The sequence below is a fragment of the Streptomyces sp. NPDC048825 genome, from assembly GCF_043198355.1.
Taxonomy (GTDB): domain Bacteria; phylum Actinomycetota; class Actinomycetes; order Streptomycetales; family Streptomycetaceae; genus Streptomyces; species Streptomyces xiangluensis.
The window spans coordinates 187,035-212,637 of sequence record NZ_JBICUR010000003.1 but is presented as its reverse complement, the minus strand read 5'-3'; the positions used below and the strand labels follow the sequence as shown (position 1 = coordinate 212,637).

General features: G+C 69.8%; 17 protein-coding genes and 1 pseudogene. 7 read left to right on the top strand and 11 right to left on the bottom strand.

Going from position 1 to position 25,603, the window contains the following annotated elements; genetic code table 11:
• Nucleotides 1-439: 439 nt before the first annotated feature.
• Both typA and ACGFNK_RS09570 read right to left on the bottom strand, forming a co-directional pair.
• The gene (gene typA, locus ACGFNK_RS09575; protein ID WP_393413589.1) at nucleotides 440-2,347 is read right to left on the bottom strand and encodes a translational GTPase TypA; all 1,908 of its coding nucleotides are present in this window, start codon (nucleotides 2,345-2,347) and stop codon (nucleotides 440-442) included.
• Nucleotides 2,348-2,579: 232 nt separating this feature from the next.
• Nucleotides 2,580-4,886, bottom strand: a complete 2,307-nt coding sequence (locus ACGFNK_RS09570; RefSeq protein WP_393413587.1) for an ABC transporter family substrate-binding protein — start codon at nucleotides 4,884-4,886, stop codon at nucleotides 2,580-2,582.
• Between the two features lie 367 nt (nucleotides 4,887-5,253).
• Here ACGFNK_RS09570 and ACGFNK_RS09565 point away from each other — a divergent pair, with 367 nt between their 5' ends.
• From ACGFNK_RS09565 to ACGFNK_RS09550, 4 genes are read left to right on the top strand one after another with little or no spacing between them, the layout of a single operon-like run.
• Nucleotides 5,254-5,541 carry a hypothetical protein gene (locus ACGFNK_RS09565; protein WP_388681532.1) on the top strand — a complete coding sequence of 96 codons (288 nt, stop codon included), beginning with the start codon at nucleotides 5,254-5,256 and terminating at the stop codon, nucleotides 5,539-5,541.
• A 19-nt stretch (nucleotides 5,542-5,560) separates the two neighbouring features.
• Nucleotides 5,561-6,382 (top strand): hypothetical protein, encoded by an 822-nt coding sequence (locus ACGFNK_RS09560; protein ID WP_386342289.1) that lies wholly within the window; start codon nucleotides 5,561-5,563, stop codon nucleotides 6,380-6,382.
• Entirely contained in the window at nucleotides 6,382-8,325 is a 1,944-nt protein-coding gene (locus ACGFNK_RS09555) for a fumarate reductase/succinate dehydrogenase flavoprotein subunit (RefSeq protein ID WP_393413584.1), read from the top strand. The genes ACGFNK_RS09560 and ACGFNK_RS09555 overlap by 1 nt, the downstream gene beginning before the upstream one ends.
• Complete coding sequence (locus ACGFNK_RS09550; protein WP_393413582.1) at nucleotides 8,322-9,092, top strand: succinate dehydrogenase/fumarate reductase iron-sulfur subunit; 771 nt, start codon at nucleotides 8,322-8,324, stop codon at nucleotides 9,090-9,092. Before ACGFNK_RS09555 ends, ACGFNK_RS09550 begins: the two co-directional genes overlap by 4 nt.
• A gap of 44 nt (nucleotides 9,093-9,136) precedes the next feature.
• Here ACGFNK_RS09550 and ACGFNK_RS09545 read toward each other — a convergent pair whose 3' ends face one another.
• The 6 genes from ACGFNK_RS09545 to ACGFNK_RS09520 form a co-directional block, all read right to left on the bottom strand.
• A complete protein-coding gene (locus tag ACGFNK_RS09545; RefSeq protein ID WP_393413580.1) occupies nucleotides 9,137-11,809 on the bottom strand; it encodes a SpoIIE family protein phosphatase in 2,673 nt (890 codons plus the stop codon).
• A gap of 241 nt (nucleotides 11,810-12,050) precedes the next feature.
• Entirely contained in the window at nucleotides 12,051-12,458 is a 408-nt protein-coding gene (locus ACGFNK_RS09540; RefSeq protein ID WP_393413578.1) for an ATP-binding protein, read from the bottom strand.
• A gap of 232 nt (nucleotides 12,459-12,690) precedes the next feature.
• Complete coding sequence (locus ACGFNK_RS09535; protein ID WP_393413576.1) at nucleotides 12,691-13,116, bottom strand: (deoxy)nucleoside triphosphate pyrophosphohydrolase; 426 nt, start codon at nucleotides 13,114-13,116, stop codon at nucleotides 12,691-12,693.
• A 10-nt stretch (nucleotides 13,117-13,126) separates the two neighbouring features.
• Nucleotides 13,127-13,318 carry an SPOR domain-containing protein gene (locus ACGFNK_RS09530; protein WP_393413574.1) on the bottom strand — a complete coding sequence of 64 codons (192 nt, stop codon included), beginning with the start codon at nucleotides 13,316-13,318 and terminating at the stop codon, nucleotides 13,127-13,129.
• 215 nt (nucleotides 13,319-13,533) lie between these two features.
• Nucleotides 13,534-14,286, bottom strand: coding sequence for a GntR family transcriptional regulator (locus ACGFNK_RS09525; protein ID WP_393413572.1), 753 nt, complete (start codon nucleotides 14,284-14,286; stop codon nucleotides 13,534-13,536).
• A gap of 166 nt (nucleotides 14,287-14,452) precedes the next feature.
• On the bottom strand, nucleotides 14,453-15,661 hold the full coding sequence (locus tag ACGFNK_RS09520) for a DUF4190 domain-containing protein (protein ID WP_393413570.1): 1,209 nt from the start codon (nucleotides 15,659-15,661) through the stop codon (nucleotides 14,453-14,455).
• A gap of 87 nt (nucleotides 15,662-15,748) precedes the next feature.
• Between ACGFNK_RS09520 and ACGFNK_RS09515 the strand changes: the two genes are divergently transcribed.
• Entirely contained in the window at nucleotides 15,749-16,960 is a 1,212-nt protein-coding gene (locus tag ACGFNK_RS09515) for a serpin family protein (RefSeq protein WP_393413568.1), read from the top strand.
• A 48-nt stretch (nucleotides 16,961-17,008) separates the two neighbouring features.
• Here ACGFNK_RS09515 and ACGFNK_RS09510 read toward each other — a convergent pair whose 3' ends face one another.
• On the bottom strand, nucleotides 17,009-18,601 hold the full coding sequence (locus ACGFNK_RS09510) for a S8 family serine peptidase (protein ID WP_393413566.1): 1,593 nt from the start codon (nucleotides 18,599-18,601) through the stop codon (nucleotides 17,009-17,011).
• 243 nt (nucleotides 18,602-18,844) lie between these two features.
• Nucleotides 18,845-21,031: a DEAD/DEAH box helicase gene (locus ACGFNK_RS09505; RefSeq protein ID WP_393413564.1), complete on the bottom strand. Its 2,187-nt coding sequence runs from the start codon at nucleotides 21,029-21,031 to the stop codon at nucleotides 18,845-18,847.
• 237 nt (nucleotides 21,032-21,268) lie between these two features.
• Here ACGFNK_RS09505 and ACGFNK_RS09500 point away from each other — a divergent pair, with 237 nt between their 5' ends.
• Nucleotides 21,269-22,585, top strand: coding sequence for an ATP-binding protein (locus ACGFNK_RS09500; protein WP_393413562.1), 1,317 nt, complete (start codon nucleotides 21,269-21,271; stop codon nucleotides 22,583-22,585).
• Nucleotides 22,582-23,709: a tetratricopeptide repeat protein gene (locus ACGFNK_RS09495; RefSeq protein ID WP_393413560.1), complete on the top strand. Its 1,128-nt coding sequence runs from the start codon at nucleotides 22,582-22,584 to the stop codon at nucleotides 23,707-23,709. Before ACGFNK_RS09500 ends, ACGFNK_RS09495 begins: the two co-directional genes overlap by 4 nt.
• A 193-nt stretch (nucleotides 23,710-23,902) precedes the next feature.
• On the opposite strand, the pseudogene ACGFNK_RS09490 reads toward ACGFNK_RS09495, so the two are convergent.
• A pseudogene (locus ACGFNK_RS09490) lies at nucleotides 23,903-25,469 on the bottom strand (oleate hydratase).
• Between the last annotated feature and the right edge of the window lie 134 nt (nucleotides 25,470-25,603).

Below are 25,603 nucleotides of genomic sequence, written 5' to 3'. Positions count from 1 at the left end.
TTCCCCCGGGGGATGGAGAGCTGAGCCGAACTCAGATATGAGCACAGCTCAGATATTGGCGCGTTCCGTGGTTTGAGGGGAACTTTCGCCAAGGGAATCAACGCGCGTCAAGGGCGGAAGACATAGGGATCTCCCTACCGTCCATATTTTGAGCAAAAATTGCAAAGACTGACACCTGATCGCGCTTGACAGGTGAGACGGAATCTTCGCGTAACGGACATACAGGGAGCGTTTTCTGTTTACATGTCCGAAACTCGATCGCTCCCACTCCGATATACGAACGTCGCTGACAGCGCAGGGGACAGCGAATCCATCAGATCCCGCCAACGCGTCCCCCCGGCGTCACCCCGCACAGGGCCTGAAGGCACACCGAAAACCCGGCTCTCCTCTCGGCGGAGAACCGGGTCAACCGGCTTTTCAGACCCTCGCTGAGGAGGCGTCAGCCGTGCTTGGCGCGGCTCGCGGCGCGGGCGCGCTCGCGGCCGTCCAGCTTCACCTTGCGGATGCGGGCGGCCTCCGGGGTCACCTCGACGCACTCGTCGTCGCGGCAGAACTCCAGGGACTGCTCCAGGGAGAGCTTGCGCGGCGGGACGATCGCCTCGAACGAATCGGCCGAGGACGACCGCATGTTGGTGAGCTTCTTCTCCTTGGTGATGTTCACGTCCATGTCGTCGGCACGCGAGTTCTCACCGACGATCATGCCCTCGTACACCTCGGTGCCCGGCTCCACGAAGAGCACGCCGCGCTCCTGAAGGTTCGTCATCGCGAACGCGGTGACGGCGCCGGAGCGGTCGGCGACCAGTGAACCGTTGTTACGGGTCTGGAGGGCGCCGAACCACGGCTCGTGGCCCTCGTGGATGGAGTGGGCGATGCCCGTGCCGCGCGTGCTCGTCAGGAACTCCGTACGGAAGCCGATGAGGCCGCGGGACGGCACCACGAACTCCATGCGGACCCAACCGGAGCCGTGGTTGGACATGTTGTCCATGCGGCCCTTGCGGACACCCATGAGCTGCGTGACCGCGCCCATGTGCTCCTCGGGCACGTCGATCGTCATGCGCTCGACCGGCTCGTGCAGCTTGCCGTCGATCTCCTTGGTGACGACCTGCGGCTTGCCGACGGTCAGTTCGTAGCCTTCCCGGCGCATGGTCTCGACGAGGATCGCGAGCGCGAGCTCACCACGGCCCTGGACCTCCCAGGCGTCCGGGCGCTCGGTGTCCAGCACCCGCAGGGAGACGTTGCCGACCAGCTCGCGGTCCAGACGGTCCTTCACCTGACGGGCCGTGACCTTGCGGTCCTTGACGGCCGCCTTGGCGTCCGCGCCCTTGCCGGTGCCACCACGGCCGACCAGCGGCGAGGTGTTCGTACCGATCGTCATCGAGATCGCGGGCTCGTCGACCGTGATGAGCGGCAGCGCGACGGGGTTCTCGGGGTCCGCGAGGGTCTCGCCGATCATGATGTCGGGGATACCGGCGACGGCGCAGATGTCACCGGGGCCGGCCTTCTCGGCGGGCTTGCGGGTCAGCGCCTCGGTCATCATCAGCTCGCTGATCCGTACGCTGCTGACGCTGCCGTCACGCTTGATCCAGGCAACCGTCTGGCCCTTGCGCAGCTCGCCCTGCTCGACGCGGAGCAGCGCGATACGGCCGAGGAAGTTGTCGGCGTCCAGGTTGGTGACGTGCGCCTGGAGGGGGGCCTCCTCGTCGTACGTCGGGGCCGGGACGTGCGCCAGGATCGTGGAGAAGAACGGCTCCAGGCTGTCGCTGTCGGCCGGGACGGTGCCGTCCTCCGGCTTGGTCAGCGAGGCCACTCCGTCCCGCGCACACGCGTAGACGATGGGGAACTCGATCTGGTCCTCGTCGGCGTCGAGGTCCAGGAAGAGGTCGTACGCCTCGTTCACCACCTCGTCGATACGGGAGTCCGGGCGGTCCGTCTTGTTGATGCACAGGATGACGGGCAGCCGGGCCTGGAGGGCCTTGCGCAGCACGAAGCGGGTCTGCGGGAGCGGGCCCTCGGAGGCGTCGACGAGCAGGACCACCGCGTCGACCATCGACAGACCGCGCTCGACCTCACCGCCGAAGTCGGCGTGGCCGGGGGTGTCGATGATGTTGATGGTGATGACGTCGCCGCCATCCTTCGGGTGGTACTTCACCGCCGTGTTCTTGGCGAGGATCGTGATGCCCTTCTCACGCTCCAGGTCGTTCGAGTCCATCATGCGGTCGTCGAGCGACTCGGCGGCATGCGCGGCGAAGGAACCGGCCTGCTTGAGCATGGCGTCGACCAGAGTGGTCTTGCCGTGGTCGACGTGGGCGACGATGGCGACGTTACGAATGTCGTGGCGCGTGGCCATAGTGAGGCGCTTCTCCCGGGGTGAGTGAACGGCCGACGCGTACATCTGCGTTACGCGGGCCCTGCCGGGCGGAACATGCCACGGCCTTACCCCATGGTACGGGGCCGCTGGCCGCTGGGGCTCCGCAGGGCTGGGTGAGGTCGTTCTCACGTGCGGGCCGGTGGGGGCTGGTCGCGCAGTTCCCCGCGCCCCTAAAGGAAGGCCTGCGGCCTCCTTTAGGGGCGCGCCAAGGTCAGGACGTTCGCCTCATGCCCTTCTTCAAGTAGCCCATGTCCTCGTACACCGGTGTCTCGAAGCCGAAGGCGCCCGCGTTGACCAGGTTGGGGCGGGCCGCTACGAGCTGCGGGCGCTGGTAGAGGGGGATCGAGCCGGCGGCGGCCCAGATGCGGGCGTCGGCCTTGCGGACCAGGGAGCGGGACTCCTTCTCGTCCAGTTCGGCGACGGCCTGGTCGAAGAGGTGGTCGACCTGGTCGGTGCCGACGCGGGTGTAGTTCTGCTCGACGTTGAGGGAGCCGTCCGCGGCGGGCACCGGCTTGGCGTAGATGGGCCGGGCGTCCGTGGCGGGGAAGGCGGACGCGGGCCAGGAGTAGAGCGCCAGGTCATATTGGCCCGAGGCGATGTGGTCCTTGAAGTAGCTCGCGTCGGAGACCTTGGAGATCTCCGTACGGATGCCGATGTCGGCCAGCATCCGCGCGATGCGCTCACCGACCGCTCGCAGCGACTCCGTGCCGGGCCCTGAGGGGAGCACGAAGCGCAGCGACAGGGCCTCGCCGTCCTTTGCGAGCGGACCGGCCACGGCACCCGCGGGGGCGGCGGTGCCCTTCGGCGCGTACGCCCCTGGCGCACCGCCGCGCTTGTGCTTCCCCTCCTGCTCCTTCTGCTCCTCCTGCTCCTCGTCTGCCTTCTCGTTCTGCGCGGCGGCCTGGTCGAGGAGCGCCGTGCGCAGCTGGGCGATGGGCGCGGGCGCGAGCACGGCGGAGGTGCCGTGGTCGGCGGGCTTGCTGTCGTCGCCGGAACGTTCGCCGTACGACGCCTCGCCGGAGGCCGGGTCGTACGCCGCACCGGGTTTGTTGTCCTCGCCCACGACGTACGTGTCGTCGTCCGACTTCCCAGAGTTCTCGGAGGCCTCGCTGCCCGCCCCCTTTGCCGCCTTCTCCTTCTCCCCCTTCTTCTCCTTGAGTGGCCCGCCCCGTTCCCAGCCCGCGTCCGAGAGCAGCGCCTGGGCCTCCTCGGTGTCCTGCTCACCGAGGGCGCCGCTGCTGTCGGCGTACGCGGCCTGTCCGGCGAGCGCGAGATGGCTGCCGACGGGTTCGGCGGGCAGGCCGAGGGGCTGGAGTACGACCCTGGCGAGTTCGTCGCGGTCGAGGGCGCGGGCCACGGCGCGGCGGACGCGCTCGTCGGAGAGCGGGCCCTCGGCGCCGTTGAGGGCGAGCTGTGTGTAGACGGGTTCGAGGGACTTGCGGACCGCGAATCGGCGCAGGGCCGACTGCTCCTCGCGGTACTTCGCGATCTCCTTGCTCCGCTGCTCGCGGGCGGTGACCTCCTCGTCGGCCGCCTCCTCGTCGGAGCCGTTCGCGATCGCCCAGGAGCGCAACGCCCGGGCGGGCGTGAGTTCGGTGCCGGGGCCGTGGGCGAAGGGTGCCCCGGCGGATCCCTTGGCGCCGGCAGCGGCTGTGATGCGCCGCGCCGCGGAGGCGTCGATCTCGGCGAGGTCGAGCCGGCCGGCGGCGAGCGCGGCGGCGCGTTTGTTGCGCGGTACGGCGCGCAGGACCAGCTCGGAGAGCTTGGGCTGGTGGCCCCACCAGCGCGGATTGCGCTTCAGCCTGACGTCGCCGGCCTTGCGGTCGATCTTGTCGATCCTGAAGGGACCGGCGGTGACCTTCAGCTTGCGGCGGGCGCCGTCGTTGAAGGTGTCCGGGGTGCCCATCACGTTCTTCGGGTACAGCGGCGAGAACAGCGACCGCCAGTCCGCGTACGGCTTGCTGAAGGTGACCCGCACCTCGAGGTCGTCGTCGCCGCGCTCGATCTTCTCGATGCGTTCGTAGCCGGCGTTGCGGGCCGTCCAGTACGCGGTGTCCTTGCCGGACAGGGCGCGCCACTGGGCGGCGAAGTCGGCGGCGCCGATCTCGCGGCCATCGCTCCAGACGGCCTGCTGGTTGAGCTTGTAGAGCACGACCTGCTTGGGCTCGCGCTCGACGATCTCCGCGGACTCCAGGTAGTCGGGGTTGCGCTCGGGCCTGCCCTTCTCGTCGATCCGGTACATCGAGGGCAGGACAGCGCCGGCGACGCGTGAGGTGGTCGCGTCGGCGTCGGCCTGGAAGGTGTTGAGGGTCGCCGGGACGGTGTCCACGGCCCAGCGCACGGAGCCGCCGTCGGCGATCCGGTCACGCTCCGCGGGAGCGATGTCCTGCCCGGCGAGGGGCCGGGCGGCCGGGTCCTCCTCGCTGCACGCGGCGAGGGAGGTCACCGCGAGCACGCCCGCCGTGAGGAACGCGACCGAGCGCATGGATGCGCGCGGTCCGACGCCGTGGTGGGACATGACTGATACCTCCGGGGCGGTTCTGATCACGTGGGCTGATCACTTGGGCTGAACACGCGGAATGTCACGTTTGGTGAGTTAGATCACGTTTGGCCGTATTATGGAGTTGATCAGATCTATCGCCCTACTGAAGGGGCAAGCCCCCGAGTCGGAGCGGCGCCACGGCGATGGGTAAGCGAAAGCTCACCCATGCGGCCTAGCAAAGGGCGCACTGCCGACAGCGGGGGCGCGCGTGTGGCGTGAATGCGCGACACGATCGGTTAATCCATGCAGATCCCTTCACAGGGGCCGATGTGACGCGCGACACTCGCAGGCGCATGAACGTTGCCGCCTTGGGCCACAGGGTCCGCGGAAGTGAGGGCAAGTCATGTCCGTGCAAGACGACCTGACAACAGTCCAGCGCGCTCTCGACGACCTGTACCGGTCCGTGGGGCGCCTGGAACAGCAGATCGGTGGCGGTCTGGAGATGCGCCGTGTGCGCACCGACGCCGACCACCTGCGCGAGAGCGTGGCGCTGCTGCGCGAGGCCGCCCCCGGCCTCAAGGCACCGCGGCGTCCCGACCTCGTGTCCATCCCCGACACCCCGTACGACAGCACTCTGTGGACGGACTCGGACGACGAGGGTCTCGGCGCCCGCGACCGGCACGCACCCTGATCCGACTGGAGTCCACCCCTTGGCCACTGGTACGGAACCCGAACTGAACAGCGGCGGCGTAAGAACCCCCACGCGCGCCGCGATCGCCGCCCCGCATCTGCGGACGGACCGCTGGTGGCTGGCGCCTGCCACCACCGCGGCCGGTCTGCTGGCCTTCATCGTCTACTCGACGTGGCGGGCGTTCGCGAACACCGACTACTACGCGGCGCCATACGTCTCGCCGTTCTACTCGCCCTGTCTGGCGGAGAACTGCGAGCCGATGCGGGCGGGCCCGAACTGGGAGATCTTCGGTGGCTGGTGGGGCCTGTCCCCCGCCCTGCTCATCCTGATCTTCCCGCTGGGCTTCCGGCTGACCTGCTACTACTACCGCAAGGCCTACTACCGGGGCTTCTGGGCCTCACCCCCGGCCTGCGCGGTCGCCGAACCGCACAAGAAGTACACCGGCGAGACCCGCTTCCCGCTGGTCCTGCAGAACATCCACCGCTACTTCTTCTACGCCGCGATCCTGGTCGCCGGCATCCTCACGTACGACACCGTGCTCGCCTTCCGCGACGAGCACTACGAGTGGGGCCACATGGGTCTCGGCACCCTGGTCTTCCTGGTCAACATCGTGCTGATCTGGGCGTACACCCTCTCCTGCCACTCGTGCCGGCACATCGTCGGCGGGCAGCTCAAGCACTTCTCCAAGCACCCCGTGCGCTACCGGATGTGGCAGTGGGTCGGCAAGCTCAACGCCCGGCACATGCTGCTCGCCTGGGCCTCGCTGGTGAGCGTGGCGCTCGCCGACTTCTACGTGTATCTGGTCGCGTCCGGTGCCTTTGACGATCCGAGGTTGTTCTGATGCCCGTAGTTGACCGGCAGGAGTGGGACGTCGTCGTGGTCGGCGCGGGCGGCGCCGGGCTGCGGGCCGCGATCGAGGCACGTGAGCGGGGCGCGCGTACGGCCGTGATCTGCAAGTCGCTGTTCGGCAAGGCGCACACGGTGATGGCCGAGGGCGGCATCGCGGCGGCGATGGGCAACGTCAACGCCGGGGACAACTGGCAGGTGCACTTCCGCGACACCATGCGTGGCGGCAAGTTCCTCAACCAGTGGCGGATGGCCGAGCTGCACGCGCAGGAGGCCCCGGACCGCGTCTGGGAGCTGGAGACGTGGGGCGCCCTCTTCGACCGTACGAAGGACGGGCGGATCTCCCAGCGCAACTTCGGCGGGCACGAGTACCCGCGGCTCGCGCACGTCGGCGACCGTACGGGCCTGGAGCTGATCCGCACGCTCCAGCAGAAGATCGTGTCCTTGCAGCAGGAGGACCACAAGGAGACCGGCGACTACGAGTCGCGGCTGAAGGTCTACCAAGAGTGCACGGTCACCCGGATCCTGAAGGACGGGGAGCGGGTCTCCGGTGCCTTCTGCTACGAGCGGGAGTCCGGCCGTTTCTTCGTCCTCGAAGCCCCCTCCGTTGTGATCGCCACCGGAGGCATCGGCAAGTCCTTCAAGGTCACGTCGAACTCGTGGGAGTACACCGGGGACGGGCACGCGCTGGCGCTGCTGGCCGGGGCGCCCCTCCTCAACATGGAGTTCGTGCAGTTCCACCCGACGGGCATGGTCTGGCCGCCGTCCGTGAAGGGCATCCTCGTCACCGAGTCGGTGCGCGGTGACGGCGGGGTGCTGCGGAACTCCGAGGGCAAGCGGTTCATGTTCGACTACATCCCGGATGTGTTCAAGGAGAAGTACGCGCAGTCCGAGGAGGAGGGCGACCGCTGGTACGAGGACCCGGACAACAACCGGCGCCCGCCCGAGCTGCTGCCGCGTGACGAGGTGGCACGGGCCATCAACGCCGAGGTCAAGGCGGGCCGTGGTTCACCGCACGGCGGGGTCTTCCTCGATGTGTCGACCCGGATGCCGGCCGAGGTGATCAAGCGGCGGCTGCCTTCCATGTACCACCAGTTCAAGGAGCTCGCGGACGTCGACATCACCGCCGAGGCGATGGAGGTCGGGCCGACCTGCCATTACGTGATGGGCGGGATCGCGGTCGAATCGGACACGGCGGCGGCGCGCGGGGTGCCGGGGCTGTTCGCGGCCGGGGAGGTCGCGGGCGGTATGCACGGCTCCAACCGGCTCGGCGGCAACTCGCTCTCCGACCTGCTGGTCTTCGGCCGCCGGGCCGGGCTGCACGCGGCTGGGTACGCGACCGATGCGGGCGAGCGGCCCGCGGTGGACGACGCCCAGATCGACGCGGCGGCGGCGGAGGCGCTGCGGCCGTTCTCCGCGGAGGGTCCCGAGGCGGGTGCGGAGGAGGCGGGACGGCCGCCGGAGAACCCGTACACCCTCCATCAGGAGCTCCAGCAGACGATGAACGACCTCGTCGGCATCATCCGCCGGGAGGCGGAGATGGAGTCGGCGCTGAAGAAGCTGGCAGATCTCCGCGTGCGGGCGCGGCGGGCGGGAGTCGAGGGGCACCGGCAGTTCAATCCCGGCTGGCACCTCGCGCTCGACCTGCGCAACATGCTGCTGGTCAGCGAGTGCGTGGCGCGCGCCGCCCTGGAGCGTACGGAGTCGCGCGGCGGCCACACCCGTGAGGACCATCCGACGATGGAGCGGGAGTGGCGGCGGATCAACCTGCTCTGCCAGCTGACCGATCCCACGGGCGGCTTGGCGGCCACGGATCCGGTACGCGGCCAGATCAAGCTCCTCCGGGAGACCACCGAGCCCATCCGCCAGGACCTGCTCGCCCTCTTCGACAAGGAAGAGCTGGTCAAGTACCTCGCCGAAGAGGAGCTGTACGAGTGAGCAGCTATGAGGCCCGCTTCAAGGTGTGGCGCGGGGACGCCGAGGGCGGTGGCCTGGAGGACTTCAAGGTCGAAGTCAACGACGGCGAGGTGGTGCTGGACATCATCCACCGGCTCCAGGCGACCCAGACCCCGGATCTGGCCGTGCGCTGGAACTGCAAGGCGGGCAAGTGCGGTTCGTGTTCGGCGGAGATCAACGGCCGGCCGCGGCTGATGTGCATGACGCGTATGTCGGTGTTCTCGCGCGAGGAAACGATCACGGTGACTCCCTTGCGGGCGTTTCCCGTTGTGCGGGATCTCGTCACCGACGTCGGCTTCAACTACACGAAGGCGCGGCAGGTGCCGTCCTTCGTGCCGCCCGCCGGTGTCGGTCCCGGCGAGTACCGGATGATGCAGGAGGACGTGGACCGCTCGCAGGAGTTCCGCAAGTGCATCGAGTGCTTCCTGTGCCAGGACACCTGCCATGTGGTCCGGGACCATGAGGAGAACAAGCCGGCGTTCGCGGGGCCCCGGTTCCTGATGCGGGTGGCGGAGCTGGACATGCACCCGCTGGACGCGGCGTCCGAGACCGGACTGGACCGCAAGACCACCGCCCAGGACGAACACGGCCTCGGCTACTGCAACATCACCAAGTGCTGCACCGAGGTCTGCCCCGAGGGCATCAAGATCACGGACAACGCCCTGATCCCCTTGAAGGAACGGGCAGTTGACCGCAAGTACGACCCGCTGGTGTGGCTGGGGTCGAAGATCAGGAGGCGTACCTCCTAGATCCTCCTGGATCCTCCTGGACTCCTGAGCCCCTCTGGCTCCTCCTAGAACAGGCTCAGCAAGGCTTCCGCCGGGTCCGTGAGGCCTGTGTCGCCGTTCGGCAGGGGGAGCTCGAACCAGACCGTCTTGCCGCGCGGGGTGCGGCGGGAGCCCCAGGCAGCGCTCAGGAGACCGACGAGCTGGAGGCCGCGGCCGCCCTCGTCCGTATCGCGGGCGCGGCGGCGGCGGGGCTGGACCAGGCCGGCGTCCCAGACCTCGCAGACCAATGTGCGGTCGAGCAGCAGCCGGAGCCTGATGTCGCCCTCGCCGTAGCGCAGGGCATTGGTCACCAGCTCGCTGACCAGCAACTCCGCGGTGTCGACGAGCGGTTCGAGGTCCCAGCTCAGGAGCTGGCCACGGGCGAACTCGCGCGCCCGGCCCACGCTGCGCGGCTCGCGCGGCAGGGTCCAGTCGCCTACGGACTCGGCGGGCAGCCCCTGGACACGTGCCATCAGAAGCGCGATGTCGTCCTCGCCGTGATGGGTGTCGAGGGTGTTGAGGACGTGGTCGCAGGCGTCCTCCAGCGATCGGGAGGTGTCGGCGCGCCGCGCCGCCGCCCCGGCGTGGTGGACGGGTGACGGGTGGGACGGGTCCGTCAGGGCGCCCACGAGGGCCTGCAGGCCCTCGTCCAGCGGGTGATCGCGCGATTCGACCAGTCCATCCGTGTAGAGCGCCAAAAGGGAACCTTCTGGAAGTTCGACCTCCACCTCCTCGAACGGCTCTCCGCCCACACCGAGCGGCATGCCCGGCGGCACGTCCAGCATCAGCGCGGTCTCACCGGGCTCCACCAGTACGGGCGGCAGATGGCCCGCGTTGGCGAAGGTGCAGCGGCGCGTGACGGAGTCGTAGACCGCGTACACACAGGTGGCGAGGTACACCTCGGAGAGGTCGGCGTCGCGCTGCGACTGGCGGCCTGCCGTGCGGGTGGCCTGCTGGATGCCGCCGGGCGTGCCGAGGCCGCGGGCGATCTCGTCCAACGCCGAGAGGACCTCGGCCGGTTCGAGGTCGAGCAGTGCCAAGGTGCGTACGGCCGTGCGGAGTTCACCCATGGCGACGGCGGCGCGCAGACCGCGGCCCATCACGTCGCCGACGACCAAGGCCGTGCGGTGGCCGGGGAGTTCGATGACGTCGAACCAGTCGCCGCCCACCTCGGTCGCCGCGTTCCCGGGAAGGTAGCGGCAGGCGATGTCCAGGCCGGAGGCCTCCGGGTCGCCCGGAGGCAGCAGGGAGCGCTGGAGTATCAACGCGCGTTGGTGCTCGCGGCGGTACAGGCGGGCGTTGTCGATGCAGACGGCGGCGCGCGCGGCCAGCTCGACCGCGAGGCCGCGGTCCCGATCCCCGAACGGCTCGCTGCCCTTCGTACGCGAGAACTGGACGAGTCCGACGACCGTGTCGTGCGCGACCATCGGAACGGCGAGCGTGGACTGGATCAGGCCGCCCTCCTCGCCGGGGACGGTCTTCGGGCGGGCGGTGCGCAGGGCGTCCGCGCACTCCGAGTTGAACGCGAAGTGGTGCACGGCGCCGACGTTCACCGGCTCGGGGCCGCCGATGAAGGGCGCGTCGGAGACGGCGCTGGCGAAGGCGACGCGGCGCAGCTCGGCGCTGCCGTCGGCGAGCCCGGGCGGCGTCTCGTCGCCGGCGAGCAGCCCCTGGTAGAGGTCGACGGAGGCGAGGTCGCAGAAGCCGGGGACGGCCACGTCGAGGAGTTCTCGGGCCGTGGTCTCCAGGTCGAGGGAGTTGCCGATGCGCGCCCCGGCCTCGTTCAGCAGGGCGAGATTGCGCCGGGCGGCGGCGGCCTCGCGGGCGGCGGCACGGCGCGCCGTGACGTCGGTGCCCAGCCAGGCGACGCCGATCGGCCGGCCCGCACCGCTCTCCACGCGATAGAGGTTGACGGACCAGTTCCGGCGCTCGGGCGAGCCGGGCACGGTGCCCGTGACCTGCATGTCGGTGACGGATTCGCCGGTCTCCAGGACGCGGCGCAGCGTCGCGGTGACCCGCTCTGCCTCGTGGGGCACCAGATAGTCCCTGACGGTGCGTCCGCGGTGGTCGTTGGCGGTGCCACCGAAGACCAGGGCGAACCGCTCGTTGGCCCGGCGGATCTTCAACTCCGTGTCGATCAGCAGGAAGCCGAACGGGGATTGGCCGAAAACCGCCTGCGCGGCAGCCAGATCCGTCTCGATTCCGCGCAGGGTGCGGACGTCGACGACGATGCACAGGGCGGCTCGCTCGCCCTCCTCCGTGCGCGTCGGCATGACGTAGACCTCGGCGAGTCCCTCCGTGCCCGCACCGGACTCCGCGTCGTCCGGCACCCGGAAGGGGACGACGCCCGTCCATTCCCGGCCGTCGAGAATCTCGGCCATCTTCCGCTGACCGAGCTCACGCAGATCGGGATCGACGAAGGCCTCGATGGGATCCATGCCCACGGCCCGCTCGGCACTGATGCCGAAGAGCTTCTCCGCGCGCAGACTCCACTGGTCGACGAGGCCGTCGGGGCCGATCGAGAACGAGGCGACCTTGATGTAGTCGTAGATCGAGCCGGGTGGACTGCTCTGCCACACCACGCCGTCGACCTCGCCGTCGACGCCACCGACCGGCATACCGGCCCTCGCGTCGCCCCCCGGGTCCCCGGACTCCATGGACTCCGCAGTCTCCGTGGCCTTCGCTGGTATCTCGCTCACGCGAACCGTCCCCTCCAGCTCACCGCGTCCGGCATCGGTCACCGGGGGCGGCTGCCCGCAGTATCCAGCAGTACGGCGCCGCACAACACGGTGTTCACGATCACAGCACGGTCCCGATGCATTTTGGACCGGCCGCGACACACACTCCCAGTCTTCTAACCAGGGCGCACCCCGTCGAATCACAGACTCCTACAAGCCCTCAGGACCGACCAGCCCCGTGCGGCACGCGAATCTCTACCGCTCAGTCCGGCGGGGCCAGTTCGAACCACACCGTCTTGCCCGCCGCGCCGGGACGGGTGCCCCAGCGGCGTGCGGAGCACGCCACGAGGTAGAGCCCGCGACCGCCCTCGTCCTCGGGGCGTGGGGCGCGCTCGTGCGGCAGGTCCGGCAGGGGGTCGGAAACTTCCACGAGCAGGCCGTCGAGAGGCTCCGTGGGGCGCACGAGGCGTACGTCGATGGGCCCCATGGCGTGCTGCAGGGAGTTGGTGACCAGCTCGCTGACCAGCAGCGCGGTCACGTCACCGAGAGATTCGAGGCCCCAGGCGCGCAGCTGGCTCCGGACGAAGGTACGAGCGGTTCGTACGGAACCGGGATCCGCGGGGAAGGTCCACTCGGCGACCTTGCCATCGGTGTGGATCACGCGGATCACTCCCGGGCCTGAAGCGGATGTAGTCCGGTTTCATGGGGTTAATGGGGACATACCCGGTATGCGGGGCGGAGTACCGCGCGCCGGGGCTCACTGTGGCACGAACGGCGTACGGGCGCCTCCGGCGTACCGGGCGGGGGCCGTATGCCACGACGTCCCACGCTTGCGCGCATGGGCGTACGGAGTTGCGTATGTCACAGCACTGGCGGCGTCCGCGTACCCCTCGCCGCAGGGCTCACGCCTCCGGTGCCGGGTCTCCCCAGGCGTGACGGGCGACCTCCATGACGGCCGGTACGTCCTGATCCAGCCAGTCGACGTCCCAGATCTCGTCCGGTGTCAGCCAGCGCAACTCGTCGTGATCCTCAAGGGGTTTCGGGTCGGCGGAGTCGGGGAGCAGGCGGGCGGTCCAGACGTGGAGGGTGTACGGGGGTTTCAAGGGCCACTCCCCCGGAATCCGGGCCAGTGGCTCCGCCTCGACGCCGAGTTCTTCGCGCAGCTCGCGTACGAGGGCGTGCTCGGGGGTCTCGCCGGGTTCGACCTTGCCGCCGGGGAGTTCCCAGCGGCCGGCCAGGTCCGGGGGTGCGCTGCGGCGGGCGGCGAGTAGGCGGCGCTCCCCCTCGCTCAGTACGGCGGCCCCTACCACCACGATCCGTTCCGTCATGCGGTGGAGACTACGGGCTTCCGTTCTGGCCGTTCTGTTCGATGCGCTCGATCAAGTACAGCTGGGTCGGGCCGTGGCCTTCGAGGCGGCCCGCGATCTTCTCGGCTTCGACCCTGGTCGCGCACCTGCTGACGGTGTAGCGGTTGCCGTTGTCGTCGCGTCGTACGACGAGCCAGGGCAGCGTGATGGTGCTGTCGCTCATCGCGCTCCCCCTCCGCGTTCCGCTCCGCGCTCCGACCCGCTCCATAAGGACACCGCAACCGCAATCCGCATATGCCCGAGCCTACGCCTAACCTTCACGCAGCGCGCATGGGTTTTTACAGATTGGGTTCGCTTTCAGGAGCGGGTTCGTTGCGGTTGCTCGCGCCCACGAATCCGACACGCCACCCCCGTAGGCGCCCCGCCGGCCGCCGGGGGCTACCGCACAGGCAAGTGGTACGACACCCGGTACCGGTCAGCCGGTACCACCAGATCCGCCGTCTCCACCGGCCGGCCCGACGCGAAGAACGTGCGCTGGATGACCAGGACCACGTGGCCGGGAACGCCGCCGAGGGCGGCGAGTTCCTCGGCGAGACCAGGCCGCGCGCCGACTTCCTCCGTGACGTTGTCGACGATGACGTCGATCGCCGCCATGCGTTCGGCCACGCCCATGCCGCCGAGAGGGCCCTCCTCGGGGAGCATCACGGGCGTACGGCCCGTGACGGCCAGTGGTTCCCAGGACGTGGAGAGCATGATCGTCTCGCCCGCGTCCCGGAACACGTACTGCGTGCACATCACGCGGTCACCGGGCTCGATGGCCAACCGCGAGGCGACCGAGGCGCTCGCCTCGGCCTGCCGGCTGTGCGACTCCCACGTGCCGCGCGCCTCGGCGTCGGCCTGCTCCTGGCGGAACGGGGTGGCGCCGGTCTCCGGCCGGTACCCGGAGCGGGCGATGCGGCGCGGCACGGGGCGCGCGCGCACATACGTACCGGATCCCGAGCGGCCCTCGACCAGGCCCTCGGCCATCAGCACCTTGCGGGCCTCCAGGGCGACCGTGTCCGAAACCCCGTACTCCTGTCGGATTCTGGCCTGGGACGGGAGCCGGGTGTGGGGTGGCAGCGAGCCGTCGACGATCTTCTTGCGGAGATCACCCGCGACGCGGAGGTACGCCGGCTGCTCACCGAATGCCACTGGCCGCTCCCATCAGGTTGTACAGACAGCAACAGCGTGGCAACCCAGGGTTGTCCTGGGCAAGTAAGGGCCAGAGATTCACTCGATGTGATGACATGGGGTGGGGCAGGTCTTTACCAGGTGCTTTCTCTCGGCTATGGCCGCTGAGATCGGGGCCGGCCGGCGGTCATACTTCGGCGCCGCCGCCCCCGGTGCCGCCACCGCCTTCGCCGTTCTCGTCCTCGTAGTACGTCGGCAGGTTGGTGGCCAGGCCCAAGGCCTTGCGTGCGGTGATCGTCTGCTTGGGGTCGGTGAGGTTCGCGCCCTTCTCGTAGTGCTCGTAGAAGACGTCCGCGTCGGTGGCCCTGCCGGCCTGCTGCCACTCCTTCCGGGCCGTGTCGAGGTCCTTGACCAGCGCGGTGACCGGGCCTTGCGCTTCGGCGCCCCAGTCGTGGGCGCGGAGCATGCCGACCTGCTCGGTCAGGGCGCCGGAGACTCGTGTCGCCCACTGCTTGTGACCGGGCAGGTCGTCCTCGACGTACTCCTCCGCGGGTGCCGACTCCATCGCCTCGTTGTGGATCTGTTCCGCCTTGAGGTACGCGATCTGGTCGGCGTCGAGAGTGGTCTCGTCGTTGCGCAGCGAGCCGGTCAGGCCGGCGGACGGTTCCTTGTTGCCGAACAAGCAGCTGATCTCGCGGTCGCCCAGGCCCCAGCTCTGGCGGGTCGGGGTGAAGTAGTAGATGTCGACATTGTCGGGTACGGCCCAGGAGTCCATCGCGTACGCGGGCTGAAGTGTGTAGCACTTTTCGTCGGCTGCCTCGGTGATGGCCGCGTCACCCGGGTAACTTCCGTCGTCCATCCGGAAGTTCGCGAAGACCTCGCCGTCGTGCTTGTCCGCGCACGGCACCTTGTCGACGTCGTACGCCACGCCCTCCAGCGAGCCCTCCGGCGAATCGAAGCACTCGCCCTTGTCGACGGAGAAGGTCGCGCCCTCCTGTGCGCCCTCCTTGAAGCCCTCCCAGAACTCGGCCGCTCCCCCGCTCGCGAACGCGAACACGAGGAAGGCCGTGCCGAGGCCCGAAAGGATCATGCCTGCGAGCGCCATGCCCTTGCCGCGCTCGCCCTTCTTCTTGATCTGTGCCAGCGCGATGAAGCCGAGGATCAGCCCGATCAGCGGCAGGAAGCAGAGGATGCCGAGCACCAGCGCGGCGATGGCGAATCCATTGACGGGAGGAGGGGGAAGGGGAGGGGTGAACGGGGGGTGGCCTTGGCCCCAGGGCTGATAGCCGTAGGGGCCCGGTGCCTGGCCGTAGCCGGGTTGCGCGCCGTACGGGCCGGGAGGCGGGTACTGGCCGCCTGGGGGCTGCTGGGGCCCAGAGGGCGGAGGTATGTCCACTAGTACCGTGCTCCTCGTCCGAGCGCTGCAAGAACTGACGTACGACAGGCGCATGGTAAGCGTGGGGCGGATGGGGGCGGAACGCGGATGACGAACGCGTCAATGACACCGGCCGGGACGACGGTCGGCGCGGTCAACGGGCTGACGGCGCGGTGGGCCGGGGCGGCGACGGACGGCACGGTCTTCTCTGCCGCCGGGGTGTGGCCGTTGCTCGCCTTTCTGGCGGACGGCGCGGGTGGCGCGGCGCGCGCGGAGCTGGCCGTGGCGGTAGGGCTGCCGGCCGAGGAAGCGGCTCGTGCTGGGCGGGAGCTGATGGGCGCCCTGGGCGGGATGCGGGGCCTTGACTCGGCCCTCGGGCTGTGGACCAAGCGGACGCTGGAGTTGCGGGAGGAGTGGGCGAAAGGACTGCCGGCACAGACACACGGGGTGCTCACGGGGGACGAGGAGACCGATCGCGCGGCGCTGGACACGTGGGCGGCGCAGCGGACCGGTGGGCTGGTCGAGCGCATGCCGGTCGTACTGACGCCGGACACCGAGCTGGTCCTGGCGAGTGCACTGGCCATGCGTACGCAGTGGCTGCGCCCCTTCAAGGAGCGGCCCGTGCGGGCGGCTCACGGACCATGGCGCGGGCGTACGCTCCTGGGGCTGCGTCGCAGCAGCGTCCTGTTGGACCGGGTTGGCGTGGCCGAGACTCCGGAGGGGTGCGTCACCGAGCTGAAGGTGCTGGGCAGCACCGGCATCGACGTCCATCTGCTGCTCGGGGAAGAGGCGATGACGCCGGGTCAGGTGGTGGGGACCGGCATCGGCATCCTCGAGGGCACGCATCCGGTCGTATCCGGTCCTCAACTCCCGTACGGGGACGCGGGACCCGGGCTGCGCGTCGAGAAGGTACGCCGTATGCGGCCCCGGCCGCCGACGCTGGACGTGACGACCGTGGCGTACGACATGACGGCGCACCACGATCTGCTGGAGCTGCACCGGATGTTCGGCCTCACGACGGCGCGCGACACCGCGCGCGGACACTTTCCCGGAATCAGCGGCTTTCCGCTGGTCGTCGGGTCGGCGCGGCAGTCCACCATGGCGAGGTTCGGCGCGCTGGGCTTCCGTGCGGCGGCGGTGACGGCCATCGCGGCTGCCCCCGGCAGCGCACCGTTGGAACCCCGCTACGTGACCACCACGATCGACGCCCGTTTCGACCGCCCCTTCGCCTTCCTCGCCGTCCACCGCCGCTCGCGCCTCGTCCTCGCGGCGGGCTGGGTCACGGACCCGAAGCCGTACCGCGAGGACGAGGGTTACTGATGTTGCGTTACTGACGACGGGCTACTGAGGATCGGCTCCTGACGAGGCTCAGAACTGGAGCGCCCAGGAGTCGATCCGTCCCGTGTCCTGCGCCGCGTTGTCGCTGACCCTGAGCTTCCACGTCCCGTTCGCGACCTCTGACGAGGCGTTCACGGTGTACGTGGTGTTGATGTTGTCGGCGGAGCCGCCCGTGCCGTACGCCTTCAGCGTGTAGGCGGTGCCGTCGGGGGCGATCAGCTGGACCTGGAGGTCGCCGATGTACGTGTGGACGATGCTGACCGGGACGCTCAGGGCCGAGGGTGCGTTGCCCGTGACGCCGGTGACCGCGAGCGGTGACTCGACCGTGGCGTTGTCGCTGATCGTGTAGTCGCCGCCGTTCTCGAAGCGCGAGCCGGTGGGCGGCGGGGTGGTGCCGCCGCCGCTGCCGACGCGCAGGAGGCGGTTGGGCGAGCCGGTGCCGGGGCTGGTGACGACTCCGGTGGTGGCGGAGTTGACCAGTGCGGTCTGGACGGCGGCCGGGGTGGCGGTGGGGTTGTCCGCCAGGTAGAGGGCGGCGGCTCCGGCGACATGGGGGCTCGCCATGGACGTACCGGAGATGGTGTTCGTCGCGCTGTCGCTCGTGGCCCAGGTGGACGTGATGGAGGAGCCCGGGGCGAAGAGGTCCAGGACGGTGCCGAAGTTGGAGTAACTGGCCCTGGCGTCGGTGCTGGTGGTGGCGCCGACGGTGATCGCCTCGGTGACGCGGGCGGGTGAACGGGTCGAGGCATTGGTCGACTCGTTGCCGGCCGCCACGGCGTAGGTGACACCGGAGGCGATGGAGTTGCGTACGGCGGTGTCGATCGCCGTGTCCGTGGGGCCGCCGAGGCTCATATTGGCGACGGCCGGCTTGACAGCGTTGCTCGTCACCCAGTCGATGCCCGCGACGACCTGCGCGGTCGTGCCCTGGCCTGAGTTGTTGAGCACGCGCACGCCGACGATCTTCGCCTTCTTGGCCACGCCGTACGCGGTGCCCGCGACCGTGCCCGCGACATGCGTGCCGTGGCCGTGGCCGTCCTGGGCGGTGTTGTCGTTGTCGACGGCGTCGTAGCCGTTGGCCGCCCGGCCGCCGAAGTCGGTGTGGGTGATGCGGACACCGGTGTCGATGATGTACGCGGTGACGCCCTCACCCGCGGTGTCGTCGTAGGTGTAGCTCTGGTTGAGCGGGAGGGCCGCCTGATCGATGCGGTCCAGGCCCCAGGAGGGCGGACTGGGCTGGGTCGCGGTGATCGTGAAGGTGCGGTTCTGGACGACGGAGGCGACGGCCGGGTCGGCGGCGAACCTCTTCGCCTCGGCCTCGGTGGCCTCGACGGCGTAACCGTTCAGCGCCTTCTTGTACGTACGCTCGATCGTGGCGCCGTACTCCTCGGCGAGTGCCCTGCCCTCCGCGGAACCGGCCTTCGCGGCGTCCGCGTCGAGGGTCACGATGTAGCTGTTCGCGATCGTCCCGGGTGCGTCTGCGTACTGGATGGCCCGGACGGGGCCCACGGGGGCCGCGGCGGCCTGGGCGGGGAGAGCGGTGACAAGGCCGGCGACAAGGGCCGTCGCGCTGATTCCGGTGCCGATTCCGGCAAGTCTTCGGCGGGCATGACGCATCACTGCCATCTGAGGGATCCTCCTCAATCGGTGGCGCGCTTGTGGGGGGTGGTGCCGGTGGAGCACACGCAGGTGGTGCGGGCTGGTGCGGGCACACAAAAGAAGACAGGGTCATGCCAAGTTCGGGGACGACCCTGTGCGTCAGCCGAAAGATTGAGGCTTCCACAGGAATTGCACAAGAGCCCTGCACGGACGTAACACAGGCGCCATATGCCAGTTATGACACAACGTCATAAACCGAGCGCCGGGGGCTCATGTGACGGTGGCCAGCCGCTGCTGCTCCTCCTCGACTATGCGGCGGGCCAGGGTGCCGTCCGAGACGTCGACGGCGTCCGGGGTCGCCTCGGCGACATCGCTGCGGCGGGCGTACGCGTCGAAGAGGCGGGTCTTGTTCTCCAGGATGCGCAGCAGGCGGTCGTCCACGCTGTCCGTGGCGAGGAGGCGGTGCACCTGGACCGGGCGGACCTGGCCCATACGGTGGGCGCGGGCGACGGCCTGGTGCTCCAGGGTGGGTTTGACCTGCGGCTCGCAGAGGATCACGACGGACGCCGCCTGGAGGTTGAGGCCGATGCCGCCGGCCTCTATCTGGCAGAGCAGGACGGCGTGACCGGAGGCGGCCGTGAACTCGTCGACCAGCTGCTGCCGCCGAGCGGCCGGCACACCACCGGACAAGGGCCCCAACGCGCCATCGCCCAGGGCTTGCCGGACCACACCGAGCACATCCCGGAAGTACGAGAAGACGACCACCTTGAGCCCGTTCTCAGCGGCCTCGGACACCAGCTCGCGCAGGCGTTGCAGCTTCGCGGACCGCTCGGCGTTCGCATACGCGGCTCTGCGCATCGCCATGAAGTTCCCGGCGGCGACCGCGTCGCGGTACGCCTCCTGGTCGGCAGCGCTGAACTCCTCCCACTCGTCGACCTGGAGCAGCGCGGGCAGTTCGGTGAGTACGTCCTGCTGGTTGCGGCGCAGATAGGCGGGGGCGACGGACTTGCGGAAGGTGTGCGGGCCCGCGACCGCGTCGCCTCCCTGGATCTGGGGCACCAGCTGGGGCTGGAGGTAGCGGACGAGCGTACGGAACTCCTGGACGCGGTTCTCCATCGGCGTACCCGTCAGGAACAGGACCCGCTCGCACCGGTCGGTCCAGGTGGCGACGGCGCGGGAGCGGCGCGCGTCGGGATTCTTCACGTAGTGGGCCTCGTCGACGACGAGTGCGGCCGGGGGCGCGGTCGCTCTGTCCGGCGCGGGCAGGCTGTGCAGCACGTCGAAGGTGGTGACGGCGACTCCGCCGCGCTCACGCCACTCCCCGTACGCGTGCTGCCGCTCGGGACCGTGCACGGGCATCGCCCGCAGGGTGCTGCGCGAGCGGATCTCGCGGGTCCAGTTGATCAGCACGCTCGCCGGGCAGATCACCAGGAAGTGACTGTGTCCCTGCGCCGCCAGGTGCGCGAGCACGGCGATGGCCTGGACCGTCTTGCCGAGCCCCATCTCGTCACCGAGCACCACCCGCCGCTGTGCGAGCGCGAACCTCGCACCGAAGGACTGGTAACCGCGCAGCGAGACTCGGCGATGGGTGTCGTCGAGCCCCTGCGCATGCACCCGCTCGGCGACCTCCGCCGGCAGAAAGCCCTCGGCGGCCGCGACGTCGGGAGCGCTGCCGGCGACTTCGGCGAGCTGGCTGTAGTACTCCGTGGAACGCAGCTCGAAGTCGACCCACGCCTCGGCCTCGGAGGCGGACTCGCGCAGCAGATCGGTGGAGGCCTGCGCCAGCAGCAGTCGTACGTCCCCGGAATCGGCCGTCAGCTCATGAAGTTCCGCGACCGCGACGAGCGCGCTCTCCCGCCGGGCCTTCGTGGACAGCGCCATCCGCAGCCGCCCACCGGCGGGCCGGGCCGCAGGAAGCAGCACCTTCAGCCTCCGGTCCAGCCGCTCGGCGGCGTCCACGGCGCGGCGCAGCTCGGGCCCCGCCTCGACGAGCCGCCGCAGCGCGATCACGAGAGCGGTGGTCCGGGGCTCCGGGTGATCGACATCGATCCGTACGGACACCGTCTCCTCGACCGCCCGGGCGATCTGCCGAGCCGCGGCGAGCGCCTGATCGGCGGTCTGCGCCCCGACGCCCGGAATCTGCCGCAACTCATACCGGCTCGCCTCATACACCTCCCGCACGGACCCGACCCCGGCCGCCTCCAGGGCAGCGAGCCGCAACCGCCCCTCGGTGGCGTCCTTCAGCCGCGAAACGGGAATGCCCGCCAACTCCTCGACGACAAGCTCGGCTTGGATCGGCGCAAGCGCGGCACGGATCTCATCGACTGCCCGCCGATGATCGTCGAGCACGGCCCGGGCGTCCTGATGCAGCCGCTCCCCTCGCGCCAGCACCTGGCGCGCCTTCCGCCCCACGGGCGCGAACACGGGGCCGCCGTTCGCCCCCTCGCCGTGTGCCATGCCGCCCCTTTTTCTGCCCCGTAATTGCGCTGTTCCCAGGCCGTTGCTGCGCCGTCTGACGCGATGAGGGCCATCCTTCCATGGGGGTCTGACAGTGGCGGTTGCTCTTTGGGGCGGCGGTACGTGCGCCACGTAGCCGCCATCTCCTGGGCGAGGCGCGGCCGTTCCACCAGCCGACCGGGGCCAGTCCCAAGGGCATCTGACGGTCACAGCCGTCGCATACGTAAGGTGTGACCCATGTCGGCCGAATCCCCTCTGATACAGAGCCTGCGTTCGGCCGTTGCGGCCGCGCCCGATGACGTACCGCTGCGGCTGCACTTGGCCGAACTGCTCCTGAAAGCGGGGCACTTCGATGCGGCGGTCACGGAGGCGGCAGTAGCGCTGCAGCACGCGCCGGCTGATGCTCAGGCGCGTGCGCTCATGGTCCGGGCCATGGGCGGAGCCGCAGCCGAACCGGGCGAGGCGCCCGCTGGTCCACCGGCACCGGCCTCCGCCGCCGTACCACCGCCAGGGGTCCCCCCGTCCGAACAGCCCCCGGCCCCCGCCCCGGAATCCCGCGACGGCTACGACTGGCGGGCCGCCGAGGAAGAGGTCGGCGATCTCGTCCCGCCCCGCTTCGTCGAGGCCCCGCTCACAGTCGACGGCAGCGGCGACCCGGGTGACGCGACCGCATGGGACACGGAAGCGCCGGGCACCGTGCGCCTGGCAGACGTCGGTGGCATGAAGGAGGTCAAGGACCGTCTCGAGGCGGCCTTCCTCGCACCGATGCGCAACCCCGAACTGCGCAAGCTGTACGGCAAGTCCCTGCGCGGCGGACTGCTGCTGTACGGCCCGCCCGGCTGCGGCAAGACCTTCATCGCCCGCGCGATCGCCGGGGAACTCGGGGCGAGTTTCCTGTCGGTGTCGGTCAATGACGTGCTCGACATGTGGATCGGCAACTCCGAGCGCAACATGCACGAGATCTTCGCCGGCGCCCGCCGCCAAGCCCCCTGCGTGGTCTTCCTCGACGAGCTGGACGCACTGGGCGGCAAGCGCAGCCGCACACAGAACAGCGGCATGCGCAACACCGTCAACCAGCTGCTCACCGAGCTGGACGGCATCGACGCGGCCGCCAATGACGGGGTGTTCGTGCTGGCGGCCACCAACGTGCCCTGGGACGTGGACATCGCCCTGCGCCGCCCCGGCCGCCTGGACCGCACCCTGCTCGTGCTGCCGCCCGACGCCCCCGCCCGCGAGGCGATCCTCCGCTATCACCTGCGTGAACGTCCCGTCGAGAACGTCGACCTGGGCAAGCTGGTCAAGGCCACGGACGGACTGTCCGGCGCCGACCTGGCCCACCTGTGCGAGGCCGCAGCCGAGCGGGCCCTGCTCGATTCGGCCCGCACCGGCAGCGTGCGCATGATCGGCATGAAGGACCTGCTGGCCGCCGCCAAGGAGACTGTGCCGTCGGCCGAGCCGTGGTTCGCCTCCGCCCGCAACGTGGCCATGTTCGCCAACGAGGGCGGCATGTACGACGACCTGGTGGCCTACCTGAAGAAGAAGCGGAAGCTATGACCACGTTGCACCCGGCCGTCGAACAGGCCCAGGCGCTCATCGACCTCGAACGCTACGAACAGGCCCAGGCGCTGTTGGGCCGGCGCCTCGCCGAAGACCCCGGCGACGTACGCGCCTGGGTCAAGATCGGCTACTGCCACCTGAACACGGAGCAGCCGCAGCAGGCACTGGAGGCGGCCGACGAGGCCCTCGAACTCGCACCCGAGGACTACGGCGCGCTCATCCTGCGCGCTCGGGCGCTGTGCGACACACCGGGCAGGGGATGGCTCGAAGCTGAGCCGGTGCTGCGCGAAGCGGTCCGCGTCGATCCGCACCACTGGTTCGGCTACGCACTGCTCGCCGACGCCGTGTGGCGCGTGTCGCTGGTCCGCTACGCCAAGGCGACCGGCGCCACGAAGGTGAGTACCCGCGAAGTCGACAGCGTCTCCCGCGAGGCGGCCGACTTGATCATGGAGGCGCTGCGCCTGGGCCCCGAGGAGGTCTACGCCCACGAGATCGCCTGGCGCATAGCCAGCTACTCGGGCAACGAAACCGTCGCCGACCAGCTCGAACGCGCCATCCTCCAGATCAACCCCAACCACCCCGAGGCCCTGGCACGGCAGACCAGGAAAGCAGCCGGCGCCCAGGGCGTCACCGCCTCCGAAGCCGCTGACCTGTACGCCGGCGCGCTCGCCGCCGCGCCCGACTCCCCGTCCATGCAGCGCGAACTCGACCGCGCCACCTACCGCCTGCTGCGCGGCACCCGATGGCTCGCCCTGCTCTGCCTCGCCCTCGCCGGAACGATGCTGGACCTGTTCGCCGTCGAGGGCGAGGTACAGCGGGATCTGCCGCTCTCACTGGGCCAACGCCTGTGGTTCCTCGTCCCCATGACCGCGATCTGGATCTTCGGCGCCCTCCTGCGCTACCGCCGCCGACGCGCCGGCGTCCGGCTAAACGTCCTCTCACTGATACGCCGCGGCCTCTGGGCCCGGGTCACGCTGGCCCAAGGGGCCTGGGCGATGCTGTGCGCCCTGCTGATCGCGGAGATCCCGTGGACGGACCGTTCCGTACCGCAGGTGATCTTCTGGGCCGGGTTGGTGCCGACGTTCGCCACGATCTGGTTCGACCGGAAAATGACGCGCTGAGGCCGCGCCCCCTCTTCGCCCGCATCGGAGCAATGAGTACGCCGGGCGGGTGGAGTCGGGGCGGCATCGGGCGCGGGCGTGGCCCTCGCGGTGACGGCTGCGGAGCCGATATGCGTACGGGCCTGGACCCGTTCCGCTTTCGGCGGCCCGTTCGCAGCAGCAGCCTGAACCCGTCGGTCGACCGCCCGGGCGGTTACCTGCGATGCATGGTCTCCAGGGCGGCGGCCAGGACGTGGGGGTCGTGGTGGCCCTTGTAGACCGCAGGCGGGTGCTTGTCGAGGCCGAGGAGTTGGGCCACTGCTGTCCAGGCGGTGCGTACGGAGTACTCGACGGTGAAGACGACGTCGTCCGGCACCTCGGCGAACTGTCCGATGAAGGCTAGGTTGACCGATCCCTCGGGTACGACCTTGGGCCGGTCGTCGCGGCGGCGGGACAGGAACTGGCTGGTGACGTACGGCATCAGGCAGGGCACGACGGTGGAGGTCTGCAGGACCCGGGCTGCCGTCGGCTCTCCGAGCGGCAGGTGGTGCAGGACCTCTTCGAGGATCTCCCGGCCGGAGCACATCGTCATCGGCTTGGGGGTGTGGTTGCCGGCTCGGCCGGGATGCAGGCCGAAGCCCCACCAGACGGAGACGCCCTCCGGCTGATCGCGGTAGACGGGCTGGCGGTTGGCGACGATGGTGAGCAGCCAGTTGGAGTCGGTGAAGGTCATCAGGCCGCCCCGGCCGGTCTCGCGGCCGCTGAACTTCTCCAGGGCGTCGAGGAAGGCAGGATCCCTGGCGGTGACGGTGAACGACTCGAAGCGGGACTCCTTGACGTGCTTGTCGAAGGCGTCCGGGTCACCGAAGTCGTCGCGTCCCCTGGCCAGGCGGTGCCAGAGCAGCCAGGCGTCCGAGCGGTGGGGAGCCGGCGGGGGCGCGGCGGTGTGCGAGCCGAGGCTGGAGGCGTCCGTCATGGAGCCGTTGGTGACCAGGACCAGGTCCTCGGGGGACACGGCGATCTTCTCGTCGCGGCCGCCCCGGGCGAGGTAGATGGTGGTGACCGTGGTGCTACGGCGTCCCGGCGCGAGCCCGAGGTCGGTGACATGGCAGCCGGTGTGGACGGTGACGCCCCGTTCGCGCAGCCAGGCGGTCAGGGGGCGCACGATGGAGTCGTACTGGTTGTAGCGGGTGCGGTGGATGCCGGACAGGGAGGCGAACTCGGGGAGGAGGTGGATGAAGCGCCTGAGGTAGCGGCGGAAATCGATGGCGCTGTGCCAGGGCTGGAAGGCGAATGTGGTGCACCACAGGAACCAGAAGTTCGTGGTGAAGAAGTGCTCGCCGAAGCAGTCTGTGATCCGCTTGCCGTCCAGGTGTCCCTCGGGGGCGGCCAGGCAGCGCACCAGGTCCAGGCGGTCGTGTTCGGTGAACCCCATCGAGCGGGTGTCGACGATCTTCCCGTCGCCGTCGACGAGGCGGGCGATGTCGTCCCAGGCGAACTCCTCGTGCCCGGCCAGGATCTCCTGCGTCACCGACACCGACGGGTCGTCCAGGGTGGGGATGCCGGACAGCAGGTCGTATGTGCAGCGGTACTCGGCCTCGAACATCCGCCCGCCACGCATGGTGTAGCCGGTGTTCGCCGTGCCGCCCGCGTCCAGGCTGCCGCCGATGTTCCGCTGCCCTTCGAAGAGGTGGATGTCCCTGGAAACCGCCGTCGCGGATCAGGAACGTGGCCGCGGACAGCGCCGCGATGCCGCTGCCCACCAGATACGCCTTCGCCATCACACAGCTCCTCGTCCTCGGCCGTCGATCGGAACCACGTCACCCACGGTTCCTGACGCCGCGACCGCCGTCACTGGGCCGATGGTCACCGCCTTACGGCCCGCCCGGCCCTGATCGCGGCGCCCCGGCCCCAT

Excerpts from the sequence above, each read along its gene's own strand:
- typA (WP_393413589.1), bottom strand. The coding sequence starts at position 2,347 with ATGGCCACGCGCCACGACATTCGTAACGTCGCCATCGTCGCCCACGTC.
- ACGFNK_RS09570 (WP_393413587.1), bottom strand. The coding sequence starts at position 4,886 with ATGTCCCACCACGGCGTCGGACCGCGCGCATCCATGCGCTCGGTCGCG.
- ACGFNK_RS09565 (WP_388681532.1), top strand. The coding sequence starts at position 5,254 with ATGTCCGTGCAAGACGACCTGACAACAGTCCAGCGCGCTCTCGACGAC.
- ACGFNK_RS09555 (WP_393413584.1), top strand. The coding sequence starts at position 6,382 with ATGCCCGTAGTTGACCGGCAGGAGTGGGACGTCGTCGTGGTCGGCGCG.
- ACGFNK_RS09535 (WP_393413576.1), bottom strand. The coding sequence starts at position 13,116 with ATGACGGAACGGATCGTGGTGGTAGGGGCCGCCGTACTGAGCGAGGGG.
- ACGFNK_RS09530 (WP_393413574.1), bottom strand. The coding sequence starts at position 13,318 with ATGAGCGACAGCACCATCACGCTGCCCTGGCTCGTCGTACGACGCGAC.
- ACGFNK_RS09515 (WP_393413568.1), top strand. The coding sequence starts at position 15,749 with ATGACGAACGCGTCAATGACACCGGCCGGGACGACGGTCGGCGCGGTC.
- ACGFNK_RS09510 (WP_393413566.1), bottom strand. The coding sequence starts at position 18,601 with ATGGCAGTGATGCGTCATGCCCGCCGAAGACTTGCCGGAATCGGCACC.
- ACGFNK_RS09505 (WP_393413564.1), bottom strand. The coding sequence starts at position 21,031 with ATGGCACACGGCGAGGGGGCGAACGGCGGCCCCGTGTTCGCGCCCGTG.
- ACGFNK_RS09500 (WP_393413562.1), top strand. The coding sequence starts at position 21,269 with ATGTCGGCCGAATCCCCTCTGATACAGAGCCTGCGTTCGGCCGTTGCG.
- ACGFNK_RS09495 (WP_393413560.1), top strand. The coding sequence starts at position 22,582 with ATGACCACGTTGCACCCGGCCGTCGAACAGGCCCAGGCGCTCATCGAC.